Source organism: Hymenobacter sp. PAMC 26628, assembly GCF_001562275.1.
Taxonomy (GTDB): domain Bacteria; phylum Bacteroidota; class Bacteroidia; order Cytophagales; family Hymenobacteraceae; genus Hymenobacter.
In genome coordinates this window covers 1,060,479-1,082,305 of the sequence record NZ_CP014304.1, presented here as the reverse complement: position 1 = coordinate 1,082,305, position 21,827 = coordinate 1,060,479, and the positions used below count along the sequence as shown (strand labels likewise).

General features: G+C 63.4%; 22 protein-coding genes. 12 read left to right on the top strand and 10 right to left on the bottom strand.

Going from position 1 to position 21,827, the window contains the following annotated elements; genetic code table 11:
- The first annotated feature begins 7 nt into the window (after window positions 1–7).
- The 4 genes from AXW84_RS05060 to AXW84_RS05045 are packed head-to-tail and all read left to right on the top strand — an operon-like array spanning window position 8 to window position 3,091.
- Complete coding sequence (locus tag AXW84_RS05060; protein ID WP_068229566.1) at window positions 8–946, top strand: GNAT family N-acetyltransferase; 939 nt, start codon at window positions 8–10, stop codon at window positions 944–946.
- Window positions 947–966: 20 nt separating this feature from the next.
- Window positions 967–1,341 carry a cupin domain-containing protein gene (locus AXW84_RS05055; RefSeq protein WP_068229564.1) on the top strand — a complete coding sequence of 125 codons (375 nt, stop codon included), beginning with the start codon at window positions 967–969 and terminating at the stop codon, window positions 1,339–1,341.
- Window positions 1,341–1,769 carry an ACT domain-containing protein gene (locus tag AXW84_RS05050; protein ID WP_068229562.1) on the top strand — a complete coding sequence of 143 codons (429 nt, stop codon included), beginning with the start codon at window positions 1,341–1,343 and terminating at the stop codon, window positions 1,767–1,769. The genes AXW84_RS05055 and AXW84_RS05050 overlap by 1 nt, the downstream gene beginning before the upstream one ends.
- A complete protein-coding gene (locus AXW84_RS05045; protein WP_068229560.1) occupies window positions 1,766–3,091 on the top strand; it encodes a Xaa-Pro dipeptidase in 1,326 nt (441 codons plus the stop codon). The genes AXW84_RS05050 and AXW84_RS05045 overlap by 4 nt, the downstream gene beginning before the upstream one ends.
- On the opposite strand, the gene AXW84_RS05040 is transcribed toward AXW84_RS05045, so the two are convergent.
- On the bottom strand, window positions 3,088–3,858 hold the full coding sequence (locus AXW84_RS05040; RefSeq protein ID WP_082773708.1) for a DUF1223 domain-containing protein: 771 nt from the start codon (window positions 3,856–3,858) through the stop codon (window positions 3,088–3,090). The two genes, AXW84_RS05045 and AXW84_RS05040, sit on opposite strands and share 4 nt — an antisense overlap.
- 215 nt (window positions 3,859–4,073) lie before the next feature.
- On the opposite strand from AXW84_RS05040, the gene AXW84_RS05035 reads away from it, so the two are divergent.
- From AXW84_RS05035 to AXW84_RS05015, 5 genes are all read left to right on the top strand, one after another.
- Complete coding sequence (locus AXW84_RS05035; RefSeq protein ID WP_068229555.1) at window positions 4,074–4,796, top strand: cytochrome b/b6 domain-containing protein; 723 nt, start codon at window positions 4,074–4,076, stop codon at window positions 4,794–4,796.
- A 12-nt stretch (window positions 4,797–4,808) separates the two neighbouring features.
- Window positions 4,809–5,621, top strand: coding sequence for a molybdopterin-dependent oxidoreductase (locus tag AXW84_RS05030; RefSeq protein WP_071891012.1), 813 nt, complete (start codon window positions 4,809–4,811; stop codon window positions 5,619–5,621).
- A complete protein-coding gene (locus AXW84_RS05025; RefSeq protein WP_068229552.1) occupies window positions 5,621–6,250 on the top strand; it encodes a sigma-70 family RNA polymerase sigma factor in 630 nt (209 codons plus the stop codon). Before AXW84_RS05030 ends, AXW84_RS05025 begins: the two co-directional genes overlap by 1 nt.
- 20 nt (window positions 6,251–6,270) lie before the next feature.
- A complete protein-coding gene (locus AXW84_RS25450; RefSeq protein WP_068229548.1) occupies window positions 6,271–6,537 on the top strand; it encodes a hypothetical protein in 267 nt (88 codons plus the stop codon).
- A gap of 266 nt (window positions 6,538–6,803) precedes the next feature.
- The gene (locus tag AXW84_RS05015) at window positions 6,804–7,661 is read left to right on the top strand and encodes a dienelactone hydrolase family protein (RefSeq protein ID WP_068229544.1); all 858 of its coding nucleotides are present in this window, start codon (window positions 6,804–6,806) and stop codon (window positions 7,659–7,661) included.
- Between the two features lie 84 nt (window positions 7,662–7,745).
- Here AXW84_RS05015 and ilvA read toward each other — a convergent pair whose 3' ends face one another.
- The 9 genes from ilvA to AXW84_RS04970 form a co-directional block, all read right to left on the bottom strand.
- Entirely contained in the window at window positions 7,746–9,020 is a 1,275-nt protein-coding gene (gene ilvA, locus AXW84_RS05010; protein WP_068229541.1) for a threonine ammonia-lyase IlvA, read from the bottom strand.
- 62 nt (window positions 9,021–9,082) lie between these two features.
- Window positions 9,083–10,144 carry a ketol-acid reductoisomerase gene (gene ilvC, locus AXW84_RS05005; protein WP_068229538.1) on the bottom strand — a complete coding sequence of 354 codons (1,062 nt, stop codon included), beginning with the start codon at window positions 10,142–10,144 and terminating at the stop codon, window positions 9,083–9,085.
- Window positions 10,145–10,246: 102 nt separating this feature from the next.
- Window positions 10,247–10,852, bottom strand: coding sequence for an acetolactate synthase small subunit (gene ilvN, locus AXW84_RS05000; protein ID WP_068229536.1), 606 nt, complete (start codon window positions 10,850–10,852; stop codon window positions 10,247–10,249).
- A gap of 148 nt (window positions 10,853–11,000) precedes the next feature.
- On the bottom strand, window positions 11,001–12,746 hold the full coding sequence (gene ilvB / locus AXW84_RS04995) for a biosynthetic-type acetolactate synthase large subunit (RefSeq protein WP_068229533.1): 1,746 nt from the start codon (window positions 12,744–12,746) through the stop codon (window positions 11,001–11,003).
- Entirely contained in the window at window positions 12,709–14,430 is a 1,722-nt protein-coding gene (gene ilvD, locus AXW84_RS04990; RefSeq protein ID WP_068229530.1) for a dihydroxy-acid dehydratase, read from the bottom strand. The genes ilvB and ilvD overlap by 38 nt, the downstream gene beginning before the upstream one ends.
- A gap of 189 nt (window positions 14,431–14,619) precedes the next feature.
- Window positions 14,620–15,735 (bottom strand): 3-isopropylmalate dehydrogenase, encoded by a 1,116-nt coding sequence (gene leuB / locus AXW84_RS04985; protein WP_068229528.1) that lies wholly within the window; start codon window positions 15,733–15,735, stop codon window positions 14,620–14,622.
- Window positions 15,729–16,325, bottom strand: a complete 597-nt coding sequence (gene leuD / locus AXW84_RS04980; RefSeq protein WP_068229526.1) for a 3-isopropylmalate dehydratase small subunit — start codon at window positions 16,323–16,325, stop codon at window positions 15,729–15,731. The genes leuB and leuD overlap by 7 nt, the downstream gene beginning before the upstream one ends.
- Window positions 16,325–17,716 carry a 3-isopropylmalate dehydratase large subunit gene (leuC, locus tag AXW84_RS04975; protein ID WP_068229524.1) on the bottom strand — a complete coding sequence of 464 codons (1,392 nt, stop codon included), beginning with the start codon at window positions 17,714–17,716 and terminating at the stop codon, window positions 16,325–16,327. Before leuC ends, leuD begins: the two co-directional genes overlap by 1 nt.
- 12 nt (window positions 17,717–17,728) lie before the next feature.
- Window positions 17,729–18,895 (bottom strand): 2-isopropylmalate synthase, encoded by a 1,167-nt coding sequence (locus AXW84_RS04970; RefSeq protein WP_068229522.1) that lies wholly within the window; start codon window positions 18,893–18,895, stop codon window positions 17,729–17,731.
- A gap of 168 nt (window positions 18,896–19,063) precedes the next feature.
- Between AXW84_RS04970 and AXW84_RS04965 the strand changes: the two genes are divergently transcribed.
- The 3 genes from AXW84_RS04965 to AXW84_RS04955 all read left to right on the top strand — a co-directional run bounded on the left by AXW84_RS04965 (window position 19,064) and on the right by AXW84_RS04955 (window position 21,774).
- Complete coding sequence (locus AXW84_RS04965) at window positions 19,064–20,608, top strand: hypothetical protein (RefSeq protein ID WP_068229515.1); 1,545 nt, start codon at window positions 19,064–19,066, stop codon at window positions 20,606–20,608.
- Between the two features lie 211 nt (window positions 20,609–20,819).
- Window positions 20,820–21,164, top strand: a complete 345-nt coding sequence (locus tag AXW84_RS04960; RefSeq protein WP_068229512.1) for a hypothetical protein — start codon at window positions 20,820–20,822, stop codon at window positions 21,162–21,164.
- A 133-nt stretch (window positions 21,165–21,297) separates the two neighbouring features.
- Window positions 21,298–21,774 carry a hypothetical protein gene (locus AXW84_RS04955; RefSeq protein WP_068229510.1) on the top strand — a complete coding sequence of 159 codons (477 nt, stop codon included), beginning with the start codon at window positions 21,298–21,300 and terminating at the stop codon, window positions 21,772–21,774.
- Window positions 21,775–21,827 lie beyond the last annotated feature (53 nt).

The window sequence follows — 21,827 nt, the reverse complement described above, 5'->3', positions numbered from 1 at the left end:
CTGCTCCATGCCCGCCCACGCCGACTACCGCGCCTTCTGCCGCACCGCGCCCGAGCTGCCAGTATTTGCCCAGCCGTGGTACCTTGATGCCTGCGCCGCGGGTGGCGCCTGGGACGTTGTACTGGCCCGCGAAAACGGCTATATCGTGGCCGCTTGGCCTTATTTCCACAAGCGGCGGGGGCCCTGGCGCTACGCCACCGTGCCGCCCTTTGTGAAGTGGCTGGGGCCCTACGTACTGCCCGAGCTGCGCACCGACCCGCGCCGCGAAGCGGCCGCGCTGGCGGCGCTGCTGGCCCAGTTGCCGCCGCTAGCCGCGTTTAAGCAGAACTGCTACCCCACGCTCGCCGACGGGCAGCTGCTGCGCGGGCGGGGCTTCGGCCTAACCACGGCCTATACCTACCGCTTGGGGCCCCTGCGCGACCTGGCGCGGGTGGAGGCTGGGCTGCACAAGGGCATCCGGCGCGACATCCGGCAGGCGCGGCGCAAAGTGCGCGTGGTGCACGACCTGAGCCTGGCTACTTTCTGGGCGGTGAACCGGCTGAGCTTTGCGCGCCAAGGCCTGGCAGTGCCGTACTCGGAGGCGCAGTTCCGGAGGCTCGACGGGGCCCTGGCGGCGCAGGGGGGCCGGCAGCTGTTTTTCGCCGTCGATGCCCAGGGCCGGGTGCACTCGGTGGCCTACCTGATTTGGGACGCCACCACGGCCTACTACCACCTGGCCGGCGACGACCCCGCGCTGCGGGCCAGCGGCGCGGGCATTTTGCTGGCCTGGGAGTGCATCCGCTACACTAGCGAAGTGCTGGGGCTCAACTGCTTCGATTTTGAAGGCAGCATGCTGCCGGGCGTCGCGCGGGTGCGGGTGCGGTTCGGGGCCGTTCAAACGCCGTACTTTTTCATCTGGAAATACCATTCCCGCCTCTTCGAATGGCTGGATAAATTAAAAAACTAACCTCCCTACCAACGCCCGCCATGCCCACCGAAAAACGCTACGTGCTCAACCCCGCGCCCTTCGTGGTGCCCACCACCGACGGCAAGCTCATCGAGGAGCACGTGGGCCAGGCAAGCACCGGCACGGCCGCCTACAGCCTGGCCCACATGGTGGCCCCGCCCCACTGGAGCGAGCCGCACCAGACGCCCACGTTCGACGAAATCACCATTGTGGTGCGCGGCCGCAAGCGGTTCGAAATCGACGGCGACACCGTGGAACTGCACGCCGGGCAGGCGCTGCTCATCAAGGGCGGGGCCCGGGTGCGCTACGCCAACCCCTTCGACGAGGAGTGCGAATACTGGTCGATTTGCGTGCCGGCGTTCAGCCCCGACACGGTGAACCGCGAGGACGATTGATGCGGGCCCCCGGCGAAACCGACCTGGCGCGCTTGCTGGCCACCATGCAGCCCGCGCTGCACCCTGGCGACTACGTGTTTTGCGTGGCGGGGGCCGGCGCGCCCGTGCCGGCGGGGGCCCTGGGTTGGTTTCGGGAGGCGGAAGGCGTCACCCTCATTTTACCCCGCGCCGACGCTGACGCTTATGGCTTTGCCTACGAATACGTGGCCGCTTGGCTGACCCTGACGGTGCACTCGTCGCTGGCCGCCGTGGGGCTGACGGCCGCCGTGGCCGAGGCCCTGACCCGGGAAAACATCAGCTGCAACGTGGTAGCGACCTATTACCACGACCATTTATTCGTGGCCCGCGCCGACGCCGACCGGGCCCTGGGGGCCCTACGCGCGCTGTCGGCCGCCGCCACGGCTTCCCTTATTAATTCCAATCAATGATAAAATTCCTACTCGCCCTAGGCCTGGCTTTTACTGGAGCCGCTGCCGCTCAAACCCCCACCGCCCCAGCGCCAGCCTCCACCGCGCCCACCGTCACGGCCATCCGGGCCGGGCGGCTGGTGGACGTAGTGGGCGGCAAGCTGCTCACCAACCAGATTATTCTGGTCAGTGGCGATAAAATCACGGCCGTGGGGCCCAATTTGGCCATTCCGGCCGGCGCCACGGTTGTGGACTTGAGCAACGCCACGGTGCTGCCGGGCCTCATGGACTGCCACACCCACCTCAGCGGCGAGCCGGGCGACAACTACTACGAAGACATGTTCCGCAAGTCGCCCATTGACCGGGCGTTGGTGGCGCCGGTGTACGCGGCGCGCACTTTGCAGGCGGGCTTCACGATGGTGCGCGACCTGGGCGGCAGCAGCCTCATCGACGTGAGCCTGCGCAACGCCATCAACGCCGGCACCCTGCCGGGGCCCCGGATGCTGGTGGCCACCTTCGCCCTGAGCGCCACCGGCGGCCACGGCGACCCCACCACCGGCTTCGTGCCGGGCCTGAAATTTGGCGAGAACCCCGATTTCACGGGCATTGCCGACGGGCCCGAGGAAATCCGCAAGCGCGTGCGGACCAACGTGAAGTTCGGAGCCGACTGGATTAAGGTGCTGGCCACGGCTGGCGTGCTTTCGGAGGAAGGCAGCGCGGGCGCGGCCCTGTACTCGTTCGAAGAGCTAAAGGCCGCCGTGGAAGAGGCCCACCGCTGGGGCCGCCAGGTGGCCGCCCATGCCCACGGGGCCGAGGGCATCAAGCTGGCCGTGCGCGCCGGCGTCACCAGCATCGAGCACGGCTCGCTGCTCGACGACGAGGGCATCCAGCTGATGAAGAAAAACGGTACCTGGCTGGTGTCGGATATTTACGACGACGATTACATCCTGAGCGAATACGCCAAGAAGGGTTTCCCCGAGAAAATCATCGAAAAGGAGCGCAGCGTGGGCAAGTTGCAGCGCGAGAACTTCCAAAAAGCGGTGCGGGCCGGTGTGAAAGTGGCCTTCGGCACCGATGCCGCGGTGTACCCGCACGGCGGCAACGGCAAGCAGTTTTTCTACATGGTGAAGTTCGGCCTCACGCCCATGCAGGCCATTCAGTCGGCCACCATCCGGGCCGCCGAGCTGCTGCAGTGGCAGGACCGCACCGGCTCGCTCACCGCCGGCAAACTAGCTGATATCGTGGCCGTGCCCGGTAACCCCCTCGCCGACGTGCGGGCCCTGGAAACGGTGCAATTCGTGATGAAAGAAGGCAAAGTGTACCGCAACGAGCCGAAGCCTTAATTAGCAGCCCCCAGCGGCAGGCTGGCCGCGCCCACAATGCGGTGCGTGGCGGGCTCTTGCACCAGCACCACGGCGTGCAGGTTTTCCGTTTTCCACTCCGGCCGCAGGGCCAGCGGGGCGTTGAACGCGGCGCGGCCGCTGGCGGGCCCCAAGGAACGCAGCGCCCGCACCACGGCGGCGTGGCGCAGCAGGCGGCCGGCGTTTTCGCCCCGGCCCACCTGGGTGGCCAAGCCGGTTTCGGTGATGACCAGGAATACGTCGGCCGTGGGGGCCCCAGCGGTCAGGGCCGCTACTTGCACGGCTAGGGCCCCGGGGCCCTGGCGCGCGAGGTGCACGGCGGTGCGGGGACCCTGGGCAGCGTTGGCAATGGCGGCCACCAGCGCGGCCCGGTTGCTGCCCACCAGCTCCACCTGGCCGTTCACCACGGCCTGGGGCGTGTAGGAACCGGTGCCGAAGCCCGCTGCGTAGGCCCGCTGGCGGTCGGTGAACTGGGCCGCCGAAAACGGGTCTTTCCAGCCCAAGCGGTTCCAATAATCGACGTGCTGGCCGAGGACAATGACCTCCGCTCCGGGCACTGATTGGGCCACCTCCAGCTCGCGCAGCGCCGCATCGGCGGCCGGGCAGCTCGAGCAGCCTTCCGAAGTGAACAGCTCGACCACTACCGGCACCCGGGCGGCGGCCGGCGGGATGAGCGGGGCCGGGCGGTGAGCGGCGAGGGCCCCGGCCACGGCCAGCATGGGCAATCCAACGAGCACGAAACGTTTCATGGCGAACGGGGCTTAAAGGGGAACGGTTGGGTTTTGGGCGGGCAGACGCCGCCCGGGGCCCGGCCTTACAACCGCGGTTCGAAAAAAAATATTCTTCTCAGCTGTAAGGGCCACGGCCTGCGGGCGTCTGCCCGCTGGCTGGCCTAGCCGCCGCCGGGATTGCCGGGGCCCCGGTATCTTTCCTGTTCATTCCTTCGCCTCCTTTTTCGCCGCCCATGAAACGCCTCGTCGAAAAGCACCCGCTGGCCATCCGCTGGTTCCACTGGCTGAACTTCCCCATCCTCGCGCTCATGATCTGGAGCGGGCTGCTCATCTACTGGGCCAACGACGTGTACCGCATCGGCTGGGGCCCCACCACGCTGTTTAAGTTTTTCCCCGACGGCTTTTACAAGGCCTTGGGCATGCCCCAAAAGCTCGCCCAGGGCATGAACTGGCACTTTGCTTTGATGTGGCTGTTCGTAATCAACGGCCTGCTGTACGTGGGCTACACGCTGGTTTCGGGCGAGTGGCGCCACCTGCTGCCCGACCGTAACTCCTTCAGGGAAGCTATTTTGGTGACGCTCCACGACCTGGGCCTGCGCAAGGGCGAGCCGCCGGTGGTGAAGTACAACGGGGCCCAGAAAATTGCCTACACCGCCGTGGTGCTCATGGGCGCGGGCTCGCTGCTCACGGGCCTGGCCATCTACAAGCCGGTGCAATTTGCCTGGCTCATGGGCCTGCTCGGCGGCTACGAGTGGGCCCGCGCCGAGCACTTCATCCTCACCGTCGGCTACGTGCTGTTCTTCGTGGTGCACATCGCGCAAGTGGTGCGGGCCGGCTGGAACAACTTCCGCTCGATGGTGGCCGGCTTCCAAATGGTGGACGCGCAGCACCCAGCGGCCGGCGAGCCGGTGGCCGGGGCCCCGGCCCGCTCCACCACTCCTACCCTGCCCGCTTAGCTCGTTTTTGTAATGGAAACCCGTCCCGATTATTCCGCCCCGCCGCTGCCCGAGTCACCAGCCGGCCTGCTCGAAGCCGACGTAGCCCGGCAAGCAGCTGGCCGCTCGCGCCGCGCCTTCATTGTAGGGGGCCTGGCGGCCCTGGCCGGCGTCGGCGGCTGGCGCTGGCTGCTCACGCGCCCCACCGACGACGGCACGCCGTGGCCCTTCCGCCGGGTGCTCGACGCCAACGGGCGCCTTTCGCAGGCCTACTTCCGCGAAGCGCGGCTGGCGCCTACGTTTCCTAAGGCAATGGCCACCACCCGCCAAAACGGTAACATTGGGCTGGAACAGTCCTTCGTAACCGCCGACTGGCGCATGCGGGTGCAGGCCTACGCCCCGGCCGGGGCCCCGGCGCGCGTGCAGGAATTCACCATCGACGACATCAAAGCCCTGCCGCGCGTGGACATGACGACGGAGCTGAAGTGCATCGAGGGCTGGAGCATCAAGGTGAACTGGGTGGGGGCCCGGTTCTCCGATTTCCTCGAAAAATACCCGCTGGCCACCGCAGGCGGCCGGGCAGCCCGCTACGTCAGCGTCGTCACGCCCGACGAGAAATACTACGTGGGCCTGGATTTGTCCAACGCCGTGCACCCCCAAACGCTGCTTTGCTACGAGATGAACGGCCAGCCCCTGACGGGGGCCCACGGCGCGCCGCTGCGCCTGGTCACGCCGCTCAAGTACGGCATCAAGCACCTCAAACGCATCGGCACCATTGCGTTTGTGGACGAGCGGCCGGCCGATTTCTGGGCCGAGCAGGGCTACGACTGGGACTCGGGCCACTGATGCCGGCGCCCCTTGCCGCGCCGCCGGGCCCCCAGGGCCCCGGCCAGCCGCCCCACCCCGCCCCAGAGCCCCGGCAGTGGCTGGCCCGCTACGGCCACGAGCTGTACCGCTATGCCCTGGCCCGCGTAGCCGGGGCTGATGCCGCCGAAGAGCTGGTGCAAGCCACCCTGCTCCGGGCCCTGCAAGCGCTGGGCAATTTCCGGGGCGAGGCGTCGGAGCGGACCTGGCTGTTTGCCATTTTGAAGCGGCAAATACTTGATTATTACCGCCGGCAAGCCCGCCGCCCCGAAGTGTCGCTTGCCGAGCTGGCGCCCGAGGGCCCTACGGAAGCCGATTTTTTTGAGGAAGCCAACGGCCACTGGCGCGCCGCCCAGGCCCCCACCAGCTGGCAAACCGCCGACGGGGCCCTGGAGCAGGCGGAGCTGCAAGCCGCCCTGCACCGCTGCCAGGCGCGCCTGCCTGCCCGGCACGGCGCCGTGTTCGCCCTGCGGTTTGTGGAAGAATTACCGGCCGAAGAAATCTGCCGCGCGCTGTCGCTGTCGGCGGCCAACTACTGGGTCATCATCCACCGGGCCAAGCTCCAGTTGCGCCGCTGCCTTGAGCAGCACGGCCTGGGCCGCCGCGCCTAACCCTATTGCTACCACCTGCCATGCTGCGCCTGCTCTCCTGCCGCCACGCCACCCTGCTCATCGAGCAGCGCGCCGACGCGCCCCTGGCCCCGCGCGACCGGCGCAGCCTGTGGCTGCACCTGCGCTACTGCCCCTATTGCCACCGCTACGCCCACCAAACCGTGCTGCTGGTGCTACTGGCCCAGGCCCGGGCCGCCGGCGCCCCGGCCCAGCTGCCCGGCCTGCCCGACGCCGCCCGGCAGCGCATCCGGCAGCAACTGGCGGGCGCCGGCCTCGATGCCCTGTGAGGGAAACCGCCGGTGGGGCCCCAATGGCAATTTACGCTGGTTCAATTATATAAATACTATATTATATAAATACTATATTATATAAATACTATATTCGCCGGCCCGCTATTTTCTACCCCTGGGGGCCCCGGCGGATGCGGCTCATTACGCTAAGTAACTCAACAACCCAGCGCAACTGTTTCGGCACCACTCGTTTCAGCCGTATCATTACCCAGCGGAACGCCTGCCGTAACCCCATCATTTCCTTTCCTTCTCTTCCCCGCCGCATGGACCAGCGCATCATCAACCTGTTCGACGAGTACACGCACGCCCCGCTTACCCGCAAGGACTTTCTGGACCGGCTGGCCAAGCTGGCCGGCGGCACTGCCCTGGCCCTGGCCGCCCTGGCCGTGCTGGAACCCGGCTACGCCCAGGCCGCCACCGTCAGCACATCGGCCGATGACCTCGTGCTGGAGGACGTGACCTGGCCCGGCGACGGGGGCCCCGTGAAGGGCTACCTGGCGCGCCCCAAAGGCAAGAAAAAGCTGGGGGCCGTGGTGGTCATCCACGAAAACCGGGGCCTCACGCCCCACATCAAAGACGTGACGCGCCGCGTGGCCCAGGCCGGCTACCTGGCCCTGGGCGTCGATGCGCTGTCGCCCCTGGGCGGCACGCCCACCGACGAGGACCAAGGCCGCACGCTCATCGGCCAACTCGACGCCGCCAAAAACCTGAACAACTACCTGGCCGCCCTCGCCTACCTCCGCGCCCGGCCCGAGAGCAACGGGCGCACCGGCTGCGTGGGCTTCTGCTGGGGCGGGGGCCTGAGCAACCAGCTGGCCGTGCACGACCCGAAGCTAAACGCCGCCGTGGCCTACTACGGCCAGCAGCCCAAAGCCGAAGACGTGCCCCAAATCAAGGCTGCCCTGATGCTGCACTACGCCGGCCTCGACGAGCGCATCGACGCCGGCATCCCCGCCTACGAAGCCGCGCTCAAGGCCAACCACACGCCTTACGAGCTGTTCGTGTACCCCAACGTGAACCACGCGTTCAACAACGACACGTCCCCCGCCCGCTACAACGCCGAGGCCGCCAAGCTGGCCTGGGAACGCACCCTGAAGCTGTTCAAGGACAAGCTGGCGTAAGCAATTCTACCTGTTTTTTCTGCACAAGGGGCCCCGCTGTTGCCAGCAGCGGGGCCCCTTGTGCTGAAACTGATTTGGCAGAAACTACACCAGCAAGCTTAGAAAATCCTGCTTGCCGTTGAGGTACTCAAAGCCGAAGCCTTCGTCGGCCATGCGCGCCTTGATGCCCTCTACGTCGCGCGGGTTGCTGACCTCGACGCCGATGAAAACGGGGCCTTTTTCTTTGTTGTTCTTCTTGATGTACTGAAACTGGATGATGTCGGTGCCTTCGGCTAGCACGTTGTTCACGAAGCGGCGCAGGGCCCCGGGGACCTGGTTGAAGGTCACCATGAAGTAGTGCTTGAGGCCTTGGTGGCGCTGGGCGCGCTCCTTGATGTCCTCCATCCGGGTGATGTCGTTGTTGGAGCCGCTGACAATGCAGACCACCGTTTTGCCCCGAATCTGGTCGGCGTAGGCGTGCAGGGCCGAGATGGCGAGCGTACCGGCGGGCTCCAGCACCATGCCTTCCTCGTTGTACATCTTCAGCAGGTCTTCGCACACCTGGCCCTCGGGCACGAGGTGCACCTCGTCGAGCAGGGCCTGGCAAATTCCAAACGTCAGCTCGCCGGGGCACTTCACGGCCGCGCCGTCCACGAAGGTGTCGAGGCTGGCCAGCGCCTGCCGCCGTCCGGCCCGAATGGCGTCGTGCATGCTGGGGGCCCCCAGCGGCTGCACCCCGATGAGCCGGGTGTGCGGGCTAAGCTGCCGGAATACGCTCGATAAGCCCGAGGCCAGCCCGCCGCCGCCGATGGGCATGAAACAAAAGTCAATTAGCTTGTGATGAGTCGATTTCAGAATTTCTAGGCCCACCGTGGCTTGGCCCTCCACAACGGCCAAGTCATCAAAGGGATGCACAAACGTGCTGCCGCGCGCGTCGCAAAACACCTGCGCCGCGTGGTAGCAATCATCGAACGTGCGGCCAGTAAGGTGCACCGTCACCATGTCCTTGCCGAAGAGACGCACCTTGTCTACCTTCTGGGCGGGCGTTTGGGCCGGCATGAAAATATCACACGCCAGGTTCAGCAACTGGCAAGCGTAGGCTACGCCCTGGGCGTGGTTGCCGGCGCTGGCGCACACAATCTCACGCCCCGGCACGGTGGTGGGCAGTGTCGCAATCTTATTGTAAGCCCCCCGGATTTTATAGGAGCGCACCACCTGCAAATCCTCCCGCTTCAGCAAAATAGTGGCGTCGTAGGTACGCGAGAGGCCAAGGTTCAGCATCAGGGGCGTCTTGGTAATCACACCTTTGAGGCGGCGCGCGGCAGCCTCCACGTTTTCCAGGGTGACGGCAGTGGCCGCCGGAGCCAGCAGGTCGGGCATCGGGGCAGGAACAATTAATAGCTTAAAAAGGCCGTCACGCTGAACGAAGTAATAAAAAGCGGTTACGCTTCCACGTTCTCAGAGGTGCGCGAGCGCAGCTCGCGCACGGTCGCGCCGGTCTGCCACAATTCCGATTCGCGTACTTCTTTCAATTCGGCTTCCAGCTCGGCGCGGTAGTTAGGCGTCGAGCCGCGCTCGATGGTGCGGCGGGCTTCTTCGCCGCTGGCCACGCTGTCGTACAGGTCGTTGAGCACGGGCAGGGTGGCGTCGCGGAACTTGCCTTTCCAGTCGAGGGCCCCACGCTGAGCCGTTACCGAGCAGTTGCCAAACATCCAGTCCATGCCGTTTTCGCCCACCAGCGGCACAAGGCTCTGGGTCAGCTCCTCCACGGTTTCGTTGAAGGCTTCGGAGGGCGAATGGCCGCGCTGGCGCAGCACCTGGTACTGGGCCTCGATGATACCGGCCAGGGCCCCCATCAGTACGCCGCGCTCACCGGTGAGGTCAGAGTACACTTCCTTCTTAAAGTCGGTTTCGAACAAGTAGCCCGAGCCCACGCCGATGCCCATCGCAATGGCTTTTTCCCAGGCCTTGCCGGTGGCATCCTGGAACACGGCAAACGACGAGTTCAGCCCGCCGCCGGCCACAAACAAGCGGCGCAGGCTGGTGCCGCTGCCCTTAGGAGCCACCAGAATCACGTCGATGTCCTTGGCCGGGATGATGTTGGTCTGCTCATTAAACGTGATGCCAAAGCCATGCGAGAAATACAGCGTTTTGCCCGGCGCAAGGTATTTCTGGAGGGTAGGCCACAGCGCAATCTGGCCCGCATCGGAAAGCAGGTTGCAGATGATGGTGCCCTTGTCGGCGGCCTCCTCAATCGAAAACAACGACTCGCCTGGCACCCAGCCGTCCTTGATGGCGCGGTCCCACGACGGCGTGCCTTCGCGCTGGCCCACGATGACGCGAAAGCCGTTGTCGCGCATGTTCAGCGCTTGGCCGGGGCCCTGCACGCCGTAGCCGATGATGGCGATGGTGTCGTCTTTCAGGAAATCGAGGGCCTTGGCGAGCGGAAATTCGTCGCGGGTGATTACGGTTTCGGGTACGCCGCCGAAATTGATGGTAGCCATTAGGTTGGGGGTTGTTGTAGCGTGGACGCTGCGAGTCCACGCGTGGGTTTAAAAAATGGGTTTCGTTCAAACGCGCGGGCTCGCAAAGCCCGCGCTACATCTCTACATCGTGAAGACCTGTTCGCGGTCGTTCAAAAACTCGTTCTCCGCCACTTCCTCGCTCGGCTCGCGGCGCTCAAACTCCCGGAGCTTGTGGTGGAAACCGTCACTGGCCTTGATGATGGCGATGCGCGCCGAGCGCACAAACTCAATCAGCCCATACGGCTGCAAAGCCTTAATGAGGTTGTCGGTTTCCTCGCGGTGGCCAGTGGTTTCAAACACCGTGTAGTCCTTGCGGATAACCACGGCGCGGGCCCCATTCTCGCGGAGCAAGCGCTCCACGAGCACTTTTTCAGCAATCACGTCGGTGGGCACTTTGTACAGGGCCATTTCCTGCCAAATCACGTCGGCGTTGGTGTTGAAGTACACCTTCAGCACCTCCACTTGCTTCTCAATCTGCTTGGCCAGCTTCTCCACCACTTCCTCCGTTTCCACAATTACGATGTTGAAGCGGTGGATGCCCTCAATCTCAGAGGGCGACACGTTGAGGCTCTCGATGTTGATTTTGCGGCGCGAAAAAATAATGGCAATGCGGTTGAGCAGGCCTACCTGGTTTTCGGTGTACGCCGTGATGTTGTATTCCTGACGGTCGGCGGGCTCGGGACTCATAAGTGTTGGGTTTTAATCAGTAGGGGCCATCATGCTGAGCGTAGCCGAAGCATCTCTACTGCTCAGCTAATTATGTTACTGCCGCGGTAGAGATGCTTCACTGCGTGGACGCCAGATGAGCATGACGTTCTTTTTATATTTAATTCCCTTACCGCAGCCGGATTTCTGCCACGCTGCACCCTTGCGGCACCATCGGGAAGATGTTGTTTTCCTTGGTCACCATCACCTCGAGCAAGAAAGAGCCCGAATGCGCCAGCATCTTTTCCAGCGCCGGGCGCAGGTCGGCGCGGGCGGCCACGCGCTGGCCGGCAATGCGGTAGCCAGCCGCTACGGCCACAAAATCAGGGCTCTGGATGTCCACAAACGAGTAGCGGCGCTGGTGGAACAGCTCCTGCCACTGCCGCACCATGCCCAGAAACTGGTTGTTGAGGATGATGATTTTCACGTCCACGCCCGTCTGCATGATGGTGCCCAGCTCCTGAATAGTCATCTGGAAACCGCCGTCGCCAATCACGGCCACCACCGGCCGGTCGGGCGCGCCAAACTTGGCGCCGATGGCCGCCGGCAGCGCGAAGCCCATCGTACCCAGGCCGCCGCTCGTCACGTTGCTGCGCGCGTGGTTGAACTGCGCGTAGCGGCAGGCCACCATCTGGTGTTGCCCCACGTCGGACACGATAATGGCCTCGCCCCGAGTGATTTCGTTGAGCTGCTGCATCACCTCGCCCATCGTCAGCTCCTCCGAAGTCGGGAATAATTCTTCCCGAATCACGGCCTCCACTTCCTGCGCCATGTGGTCGTTGAAGCGGGCCAGCCACTCGGGGTGGGCCCGGCGCTCAACCAGCGCCGTGAGCAGCGGCAGGGTTTCCTTGCAGTCGCCCCACACCGGCATGGTAGTTTTCACGTTCTTGTCAATCTCGGTGGGGTCAATGTCGAGGTGAATCACCTGCGCCTGCTTGGCGTACTTGTCGAGCCGGCCCGTCACCCGGTCGTCGAAGCGCATCCCGATGGCAATCAGCACGTCGCACTCGTTGGTGAGCACGTTGGGGCCGTAGTTGCCGTGCATGCCCAGCATCCCCACGTTCAGCGGGTGGCCGGTGGCCAGGGCCCCCACGCCCAGGATGGTCCAGGCCGCCGGAATGCCGCTTTTCTCCACAAAGGCCTTGAACTCGGCCTCGGCCCCACCCAGTACTACGCCCTGGCCCCAAAGGATGAAGGGCCGCTTGGCGCTGTTGATCAGTGCGGCCGCCTGCTCCACGTACTTCCGGCGCACTACTGGCGCAGGCCGGTAGCTGCGGATGTGCTGGCACGGCTGGTACTCGGGCGCGTCAAAAGTCTGCATTTGCGCGTTCTTGGTAATGTCCACCAATACGGGGCCTGGCCGGCCGCTGCGCGCAATGTAAAAGGCCTTGGCCAGCGCCTCCGGAATTTCTTCAGCCCTGGTTACCTGGTAGTTCCACTTCGTAACCGGCGTCGTGATGTTGATGATATCCGTTTCCTGAAACGCATCGGTGCCCAGCAAATGTGCAAATACCTGCCCCGTAATGCACACCACTGGCGTACTGTCAATCAGGGCGTCGGCCAGGCCGGTTACGAGGTTGGTAGCGCCCGGCCCGCTCGTGGCCAGCGCCACGCCCACCCGGCCCGAGCTGCGCGCGTAGCCCTGCGCCGCGTGGATGCCGCCCTGCTCGTGGCGCACCAGTACGTGGTTTAGTTGCTCCTTAAAGTCGTAGAGCGCGTCGTAAATTGGGATAATGGCCCCGCCGGGGTAGCCAAAAATTGTGTCCACGCCCTCGGCTACCAGCGCTTGCAGCGTGGCTACCGCGCCCGTCGTAGGAGCAAGGGCCGGGGCGGCCGAGCTAGCGGTGGGCTGGGCTGAGGGCTGGTTCTGGAACATAATCTTCTTCGAGTAAATCAGTGATGCAGCCGAGGCTGGCGTCGCTCACGGTGCGGATGTACTTGAGCAGCACGCCCTGGCGCACGGGCAGCGGCGGGCGCTGCCAGGCGGCGCGGCGGGCCGCGAGCTCATAGTCAGCTAGTTGCACGTCGATGGTGTTGGCACTGGCATCAAGGATAATCCAGTCGCCGTCCTGCACCAAGGCTAGGCCACCGCCGTCGTAAGCCTCGGGGCAAATGTGGCCGATAACGAAGCCGTGCGTGCCACCCGAAAAGCGGCCGTCGGTTATCAGCGCCACCTTGTCGCCCAGCCCCGCGCCCATAATGGCCGAGGTCGGCTTGAGCATTTCGGGCATGCCCGGCCCGCCCTTGGGCCCCACGTACCGAATCACAACCACCTGCCCGGCCTTGATTTTGTGGTCGATAATGCCCTGGTTCAACTCCTCTTCCGAGTTGAATACGATGGCCGGGCCCTCAAACCGCAGGCCTTCCTTGCCGGTAATTTTCGCTACCCCCCCTTTTGTGGCCAAGTTGCCGTACAGCATCTGGATGTGCCCGTCGGCCTTAATCGGGTTGCTGAGCGGGCGCAGCAAATCCTGCTCAGGGCCCAGGGGTTGCACGTCGGCCAGGTTCTCGGCCAGCGTGCGGCAGGTTACGGTCATCAGGTCGCCGTTGAGCATCCCGTAGTCGAGCAGGGTGCGTTGAACGGCGGGCACGCCACCGATTTTCGACAAATCCTCCATCAAATACTTACCGCTGGGCTTGAGGTCGGCCAGCACCGGCACGCGGTTGCTCACGGCCTGGAAGTCCTCCATCGTCAGCTTCACGCCGGCTGCGTGGGCAATGGCGATGAGGTGCAGCACGGCATTGGTCGAGCCGCCGAGCACGGTTATCATCACCATCGCATTCTCAAACGCCGCACGGGTAAGAATATCGCGCGGCTTGAGGTCCAGCTCCAGCAGGCGGCGCAGGTAGGCGCCGGCATCGAGGCACTCCTGCACCTTGGCGGCGCTCTCGGCGGGTAGCGACGACGACGCGGGCACGCTCATGCCCAGCGTTTCGATGGCCGCCGCCATGGTATTGGCCGTGTACATGCCGCCGCACGCGCCGGGCCCGGGGCAGGCATTATGGATAATGCCTTGGTAGTCTTCCTCCGAAATGTTGCCGTTAACTTTCTTACCGTAAGCCTCAAAACACGACACAATGTTGAGCTGCTGCCCCTTAAACTCGCCGCCCTTAATGGTACCACCATATACCATCAGCGAGGGCCGGTTGAGCCGCGCCATGGCGATTAGGGCCCCCGGCATGTTCTTGTCGCAGCCCACCACGGTAGCCAGCGCGTCGTAGTAGTGCGCGCCCGCCATTGCCTCAATCGAATCGGCAATTATCTCCCTGGATACTAATGAGTAACGCATGCCCGCGTTGCCATTGGTAATGCCGTCACTTACCCCTATGGTGTTGAAGCGCAGCCCCACCAGGCCCTGAGCCACCACGCCGCGCTTCACCTCATCGGCTAAGCCGTTGAGGTGCATATTACAGGTGTTGCCCTCGAAGCCCGTGGAGCAGATGCCCACGAACGGCTTGCGCAAATCCGCATCCGACAAGCCTGCCCCGATGAGCATGGCCTGCGAGGCCGGCAGGCTGTCGTCCTGGGTGTAGATGCGGCTGAATTTATTGGTAATCATGTGGTTAATTCGGCAAGAAAAAACGAATCGGCTGTAAAAAAACCTTCCTGAGCAGCGAGCCAGGAAGGTTTTCTTTGGGGTAAGAAGTACCTACCAGCCCGCGAGGGCAGGAATAATAACGACGACGGGTAGCAGGAAGCAGCGCATGCGAAGGGGTGGTAGCGTGGACTCTGCGAGTCCGCGCTACATTCAAATAATCGTGCTTACGCCCACCGCAATGTTGTGCGCGTTCCACTGCTGCTCGTTCGAGTCGGCAATCCAAAACGCCACGTAGCTGCCCACCTGCTCGGTGGTATAGGGCGCGGTGGGGTTTAACTCTGGTGTCAAAATGTTATTGGTCAACGCTTCATCTACCGCTTCGCGCACGAGTTCGGCTTCGGCTGTGAGGCCCAAGTGGTCGAGCAGCATGGCCGCCGACAGGATAGCCGCCAGCGGGTTGGCAATGCCTTTGCCCTTGGCCTGGGGGTAGGAGCCATGAATGGGCTCAAATACCGCTACTTCGGCACCCACCGAGGCGGAGGGTAGCAGGCCCATTGAGCCGGCAATAACCGAGGCCTCGTCCGAGATAATATCGCCGAACATGTTCTCCGTTAGCAGTACATCGAACTGCTTAGGGTTCGTGATAATCTGCATGGCGGCGTTGTCCACAAACAGATAATCGACCGTCACATCCGGGTATTGCGGCGCGATGCCGCGCACTACTTCGCGCCACAAGCGCGAGGTTTCCAGCACGTTGGCCTTATCGACTAGCGTGAGATGCTGGCGGCGGCCGGTGGCCGACTGAAACGCTAGGTGCGCGATGCGCTCAATCTCGGGGCGCGAGTACGTGCAGTTATCGTAGGCCGTGCCGTCGGCCGTGCGGCCCTTCTCGCCGAAGTAGATGCCGCCCGTCAACTCCCGAAAAATCACCAAATCGGTGCCTTCAATGCGGTCGGCTTTCAGCGGCGAGTGCTTCAGCAGCGCCTGGTAGGCCGTGACGGGGCGGATATTGGCAAATAAGCCCAATTCCTTGCGCATCCGCAGCAGCCCCTGCTCTGGGCGCACTTTAGCGGTAGGGTCGTTGTCGTATTTCGGGTCGCCGATGGCGCCGAACAGCACCGCATCGGCAGCGCGGCAGGCGGCCAGCGTTTCGGGGGGTAGGGGGTCGCCGGTGGCGTCGATGGCGCAGGCGCCCACCAGGTGCGAGGTGAACTCGAAGCGGTGGCCGAAGCGCTCGGCTACGGCGTCGAGCACCTTCACGGCCTGCCGGCACACTTCCGGCCCGATGCCGTCGCCCGGCAGTAAAGCTATTTTCTTGGTTACCATGTCCAGGCGCGTTGTTTTTCAAAGGCCTCAATGGCCGGTTTTTGATTCACTAAAAAGTCGATGTCGTCGTAGCCGTTAATCAGGCACTCTTTTTTGTAGGCGTCGATGGCGAAGCTGAACGTCTCGCCCCATGCCGGCACCGCCAACGTTTGGGAGGGCAAATCGACTATGAGCTCTAGCTGCGGGTCGGTTTCAATGGCGGCCAGCAGGCGGGCCAGCACCTCGTCGCTCACTTGCAGGGGTAGGAGGCCAGTATTCAGCGCATTGCCCCGGAAAATATCGGCGAAGCAGCTCGAAATAACGGCCCTAAAACCGGCATCATACAGCGCCCAGGCGGCGTGCTCGCGGCTCGAGCCGCAGCCGAAATTCTTGCCCGCCACCAGAATTTCGCCGGCGTAGCGCGGGTTATTCAGCACGAAGTCCGCCTTGGGCGAGCCGTCGGCGTTGGTGCGCCAGTCGCGGAACAGGTTTTCGCCGAACCCTTCGCGGGTGGTCGCTTTCAGGAACCGGGCCGGAATAATCTGGTCGGTGTCAACGTTTTCCAGCGGCAGCGGAACGCCGGTGGTGCGCAGGGTCTGGAATTTCTCCATCAGTTCAAATACTTCGTAATGTCCACGATGCGGCCCTGCACGGCGGTGATGGCCGCCACCAGCGGGCTCGCCAGCAGCGTGCGCGAGCCGGGGCCCTGGCGGCCTTCGAAGTTGCGATTGGAAGTAGCCACGCAGTAGGCGCCGGCCGGAATCTTGTCCTCGTTCATCGCTAGGCAGGCGCTGCAACCGGGCTCACGCAATTCAAAGCCGGCGGCGGCAAAAATCTTGTCGATGCCTTCGGCAATGGCCTGCTGCTCCACTTGCTTGGAGCCGGGCACGATGATGGCCTCCACGTGGTCAGCCTTCTGCTTGCCCTGCACGTAGGCCGCCACGGTGCGCAGGTCTTCGATGCGCGCGTTGGTGCAGCTGCCGATGAACACGTAGTCAATCTGTTTGCCGAGCAGCGATTCGCCCCGTTCGAAGCCCATGTACTTGAGCGACTTATCGAAGCTTTCGGCTTCGCTGGCAGGCACTTCGCTCGGCACGTGGCCGGTGAGCGGGATGCCCATGCCGGGGTTGGTGCCGTAGGTAATCATCGGCATGATGTCGGCCGCCTGGTAGGTGTACTCAGCTTCGAATGTCGCGTCGTCGTCCGAATGCAGTGTCTGCCAGTAGGCTACGGCGTCGTTCCAGGCTTCGCCTTTCGGGGCAAAAGGCCGGCCCTCGACGTAGGCCAAGGTGGTGGCATCGGGGGCGATGAGGCCGCCGCGGGCCCCCATCTCGATGCTCATGTTGCAGACGGTCATGCGGCCCTCCATGCTCAGGGCCCGCACGGCGCTGCCGGCGTATTCCACGAAGTAGCCGGTGGCCCCGCCCGTGCCGAGCTGCGAAATGACGTAGAGAATCAAGTCCTTGGCCGTGACGCCGGGGCGCAAATCGCCTTCCACCGAGATGCGCATCCGCTGGGGCCTGTTCAGCAGCAGGCACTGCGAAGCCATCACCTGGGCCACTTGGCTGGTGCCGATGCCAAACGCCACCGCGCCAAACGCGCCGTGGGTCGAGGTGTGGCTGTCGCCGCACACGATGGTTATGCCCGGCTGCGTGAGGCCCAACTCGGGCCCGATGATGTGCACGATGCCCTGGCGCGGGTGGCCCAGGCCGTACAATTCAATGCCGTACTTCTGGCAGTTTTCCGTCAGCTTCTCCACCTGCAAGCGCGAGAGTGGCTCCTGAATGGGCCGGTCCTGGTGCAGGGTGGGTACGTTGTGGTCGGCCGTGGCCAGAATCTGACTCGGGCGGAACAGCGGCAGGTTGCGGGCCGCGATTTCATCGAAAGCCTGGGGGCTGGTGACTTCGTGAATCAGGTGGCGGTCAATGTAGACGACATCCAACCCCTCAATGGAGCGGACAATGTGGGCATCCCAGATTTTATCGAATAAGGTATTAGGCATTATGATGTTAGCTTAATTAGCAGCCACGAGTTTTTCCTGCTCCACGAGGGCGTGCAGGTCGTCGTCGCCCACCTCACGCTTGCGGTCGGCGAGGGTGAGGAAGCTGGCGTAGGCGGTGTTGAGGGCCGGGCGCTCGAAATCGTAGCCAAGTTTTTGGAGGCGGTAGGCCAGAGCGGCACGGCCGGAGCGAGCCGTAAGCACGATGCTCGAATCGACGACGCCCACTTCTTTGGGGTCGATAATTTCGTAGGTTTCGCGGCACTTAATTACGCCGTCCTGATGAATACCGCTGCTGTGCGAGAAGGCGTTGGCCCCCACAATGGCCTTGTTGGCCTGCACCGGCATGCTCATCAGGTGCGAAACCAGGGCCGAGGTTTCGGCCAGGCGGCGGGTGTGCACGTTGGTGCTCAAGTTCAGGTCGGGGTGCTGGCGCAGAATCATTACCACTTCTTCCAGGGCCGTGTTGCCGGCCCGCTCCCCTACCCCATTGATGGTGCACTCAATCTGCCGGGCCCCGTTCATCACGCCGGCGATGGAGTTAGCCGTGGCCAGGCCCAAGTCGTTGTGGCAGTGGGTGGAAAGCACGGCGCGGTCGATACCTTTTACGTTCTCGTACAGGTACTTAATCTTGGCGCCGTACTCGTGGGGCAGGCAGTAGCCGGTGGTGTCGGGAATGTTGAGCACGGTAGCGCCGGCGGCAATGACGGCCTCGCACACGCGGGCCAGGAATTCGTTGTCGGTACGGCCGGCGTCTTCGGCGTAAAACTCGACGTCCTCCACGAAGCTCTTGGAGAGCTTGACGGCCGCCACGGCGCGGGCCAGCACGTCTTCGCGGGTGGTGCGCAGCTTCTGGAAAATGTGCAGGTCGGAGGTGCCGATGCCGGTGTGGATGCGCGGGCGGCGGGCCCCGCGCAGGGCCTCGGCGGCCACGCGGATGTCGTTTTCGACGGCGCGGGTGAGGCCGCACACGGTGGCTTCCTTGGTTTGGGCCGCAATGGCGGCCACGGCGGCAAAGTCGCCAGGGCTCGATACGGGAAAGCCGGCCTCAATCACGTCGACACCCAGGGTCTCAAGCTGGTGGGCAATGACGAGCTTCTCGGCTTGGTTTAGCTTGCAGCCCGGCACCTGTTCGCCGTCGCGGAGCGTGGTATCGAAAATTTGAATTTTTTGGACCGACATGTGGAGGCTGCTCCTGCAGGAGCACTATACAAAGTGGATATTGCACTGCAAGTAGCGTTGTTAGGCAAGCCGCCGAAAATTGTTTTCTGGGCATTGTACTATTTCCAATAGTTCGTTTTTTTATCTTAACTACTTGTCAGTAAACCGGTTGATTCAACTGTTCTTACAATGCCCAATAAGCCCACCGACCCGGTTTTTCAGCTCATCAAGTCGCTCACGCGCTCCGAAAAGCGGCATTTTCGGCTATTTACCGACCGGCCGGGGGCCGGTGAGGGCCTGAAATTCCTCCAGCTCTTCGACGCCCTCGATGCATTGGATGGCTACGACGAAGACCGCATTGTGGCGCAGGTGCCAGCCCTAAAGCGGGCCCAGTTGGCCAACCTCAAGGCTAACCTGTACAAGCAGCTGCTCAGCAGCCTGCGCGTGTACCACGCCGGCCAGAACCCCGACATTCAGCTGCACGAGCAGCTCGACTACGCCCGGGTGCTCTACAACAAGGGCTTTTACCAGCAAAGCCTGCGGATGCTGGAGAAAACCAAGCTGGCTGCCCAGCAGGCCGAGCTACCCCACGTGGCCCTGCTGGCCATTGATTTTGAGAAGCTTATCGAGTCGCAGTACATCACGCGCAGCCTTAAAGACCGGGCCGAAACGCTGGCCACCGAAGCCCTGGACACCGTGACGCACCTGGCCCGGATGCACGAGCTGTCCAACACCTCGCTGCGGCTGTACGGCTTTTACCTCAAGGCCGGGCACGCCCGCAACCAGGCCGACCACGAGCGAATTACCGCGTTTTTTCAGGCCAACATGCCCGCGACGGTGGGCCCCGACAGCACGTTCTTCGAGAAGCTGTACTTCTACCAGGCCCACGTGTGGTACCACACGCTAAACCAGGACTTTAGGGCCTGCTACCGCTACGCCCAGAAGTGGGTGGACCTGTTTGAGGGGAGCCCGCACCTGAAGGATACGCAGGCCATGCTCTACATCAAGGGCCTGCACAACCTACTGGCAACGCTTTTCAACTTGATGTACTACAGCAAGTTCATGGAAATATTGCAGCAGCTGGAGGACTTCGCAGCCAACCAGACGCGCCGCGCCAGCCCCAATACCGAGGCCCTGCTGTTCCAGTACATCTACACCAACCGCATCAACGCCTACTTCTTGGAGGCACGCTTCACCGAGGGCCTGGCCATTGTGCCGGAGCTGCTGGAAAACCTGGTGTTGTACCGCTCGCAGCTCGATTTGCACCGCACGCTGGTGTTTTACTACAAAATCGCCAGCCTGTACTTCGGCAGCGGGCAGTTCCGCAAGGCCATCGAGTACCTGAACCTCATCATCGACCAGAAGGACCTGAGCCTGCGCGAGGACTTGCAGTGCTTTGCGCGCATTCTCAACCTGGTGGCGCACTATGAGGCCGGCGACGACGCCAGCCTGGAGTACCAGGTGCGGTCGGTGTACCACTTCCTGGGCAAGATGGACGACCAGCAGCCGATGCAGGTCGAGATATTTCGTTTCCTGCGGCGGGTGGGCAATTTTGCGCCCAGCCAGCTCAAAGATGAGTTTATCAACCTGAAAGACAAGCTAGTGGCCATCTATGCCAACCCCTATGACCGGCGGCCTTTCCTGTACTTCGACCTGATTTCGTGGCTGGAAAGCAAGATTACGGGCGTGCCGGTGCAGGACGTGATGCGGCGCAAGTTCCTGAAGCTTCGGTAGGGCCCCGGACTGATTTGGCGGGGTTGGGCGGGGTTTCGCGAGGGCCCGTCGAGGGGATGGCGGCGTTGGTCTAGCCCGCGGAAAAAGTGGGCGATATGGATTCAGGTTTGCAAAGGGCAGGGTACGAACGGCTTGCTCCGGTCTTCGCCAATCGAGCGGATAGCAAGCCCCACCAACCCTCCTTCTTTCAACTTTCTCCCTCACCTTTCCGATGAAAATCTCCTTTTTCTCCGCCTTTGGCGCCATCGCCCTGCTCGCCAGCACCAGCGCTTTCGCCGCCCCCGCTCCCGCCGCCAACCACGACCGCGACGACCACCGCCCGGCCCAGGGCCCCGGCAACCGCTACGACGACCGCAATAGCAAAGACTTCAACTATGGCTACGACCGCAAGCACCGCGTGACGCCCCAGGAAGAGCCCGCTGGGAGGGCACCCACCGCGACGACCGCCGCGATGACCACCGGGGCCCCGCCGTGGCGGTGGTATCGCCCCAGCAGCAGGCCCGCTGGGAAGCCGAGCGCCGCAACAACTACGGCTACGCCAAGAACCACCGCGTGACCGACCTGGAGCGCACCCGCTGGGACGCTGCCCACCGCTACGACCACCGTTAAGCTTTGGGGCCCCCGGCTGGTCTAACCCACCGGGGCCCTAATTTTTTCCTTATCCCCTCTTTTCTTTATTTCAACGCAACATGAAAAAGTACCTGTTCCCGCTGCTGGCCGCTTTCGCACTTACGGCTGGCGCCGCCAACGCCCAAACCACCCCGCAGGACGGCGGCGGCCGCCCCTCGCCCGAGCAAATGGCGGCTCGCCAGTCCGAGCGCCTGACCAAAGAGCTGGGCCTGAGCGCCGACCAAACCACGAAGGTGCAGCAAATCATGACCGCCCGCGACCAGGAAATGCAGGCCATGCGCGGCCAAATGCAGGGCGGCACCGCCACCCGCGAGCAAATGCGCGACCAGATGATGGCCGGCCGCACCAAGTACGATGCCCAATTCAAGGCCGTGCTGACGCCTGACCAGTACACCAAGTACACTGCCATGCAGGCCGAGCGGATGCAGCGCGGCGGCCGGGGCATGGCCCAGGGCCAAGCAATGGCCCAGGACAGCACCGCCAAAAAAGGCAAGGTGAAAGTCAAAAAAGACAAGATGAAGATGAAATCTGAATAGCCGCTGGCTCGCCAGCGTACATAAAAAGCGCCTTTGCTACTCAGCAGGGGCGC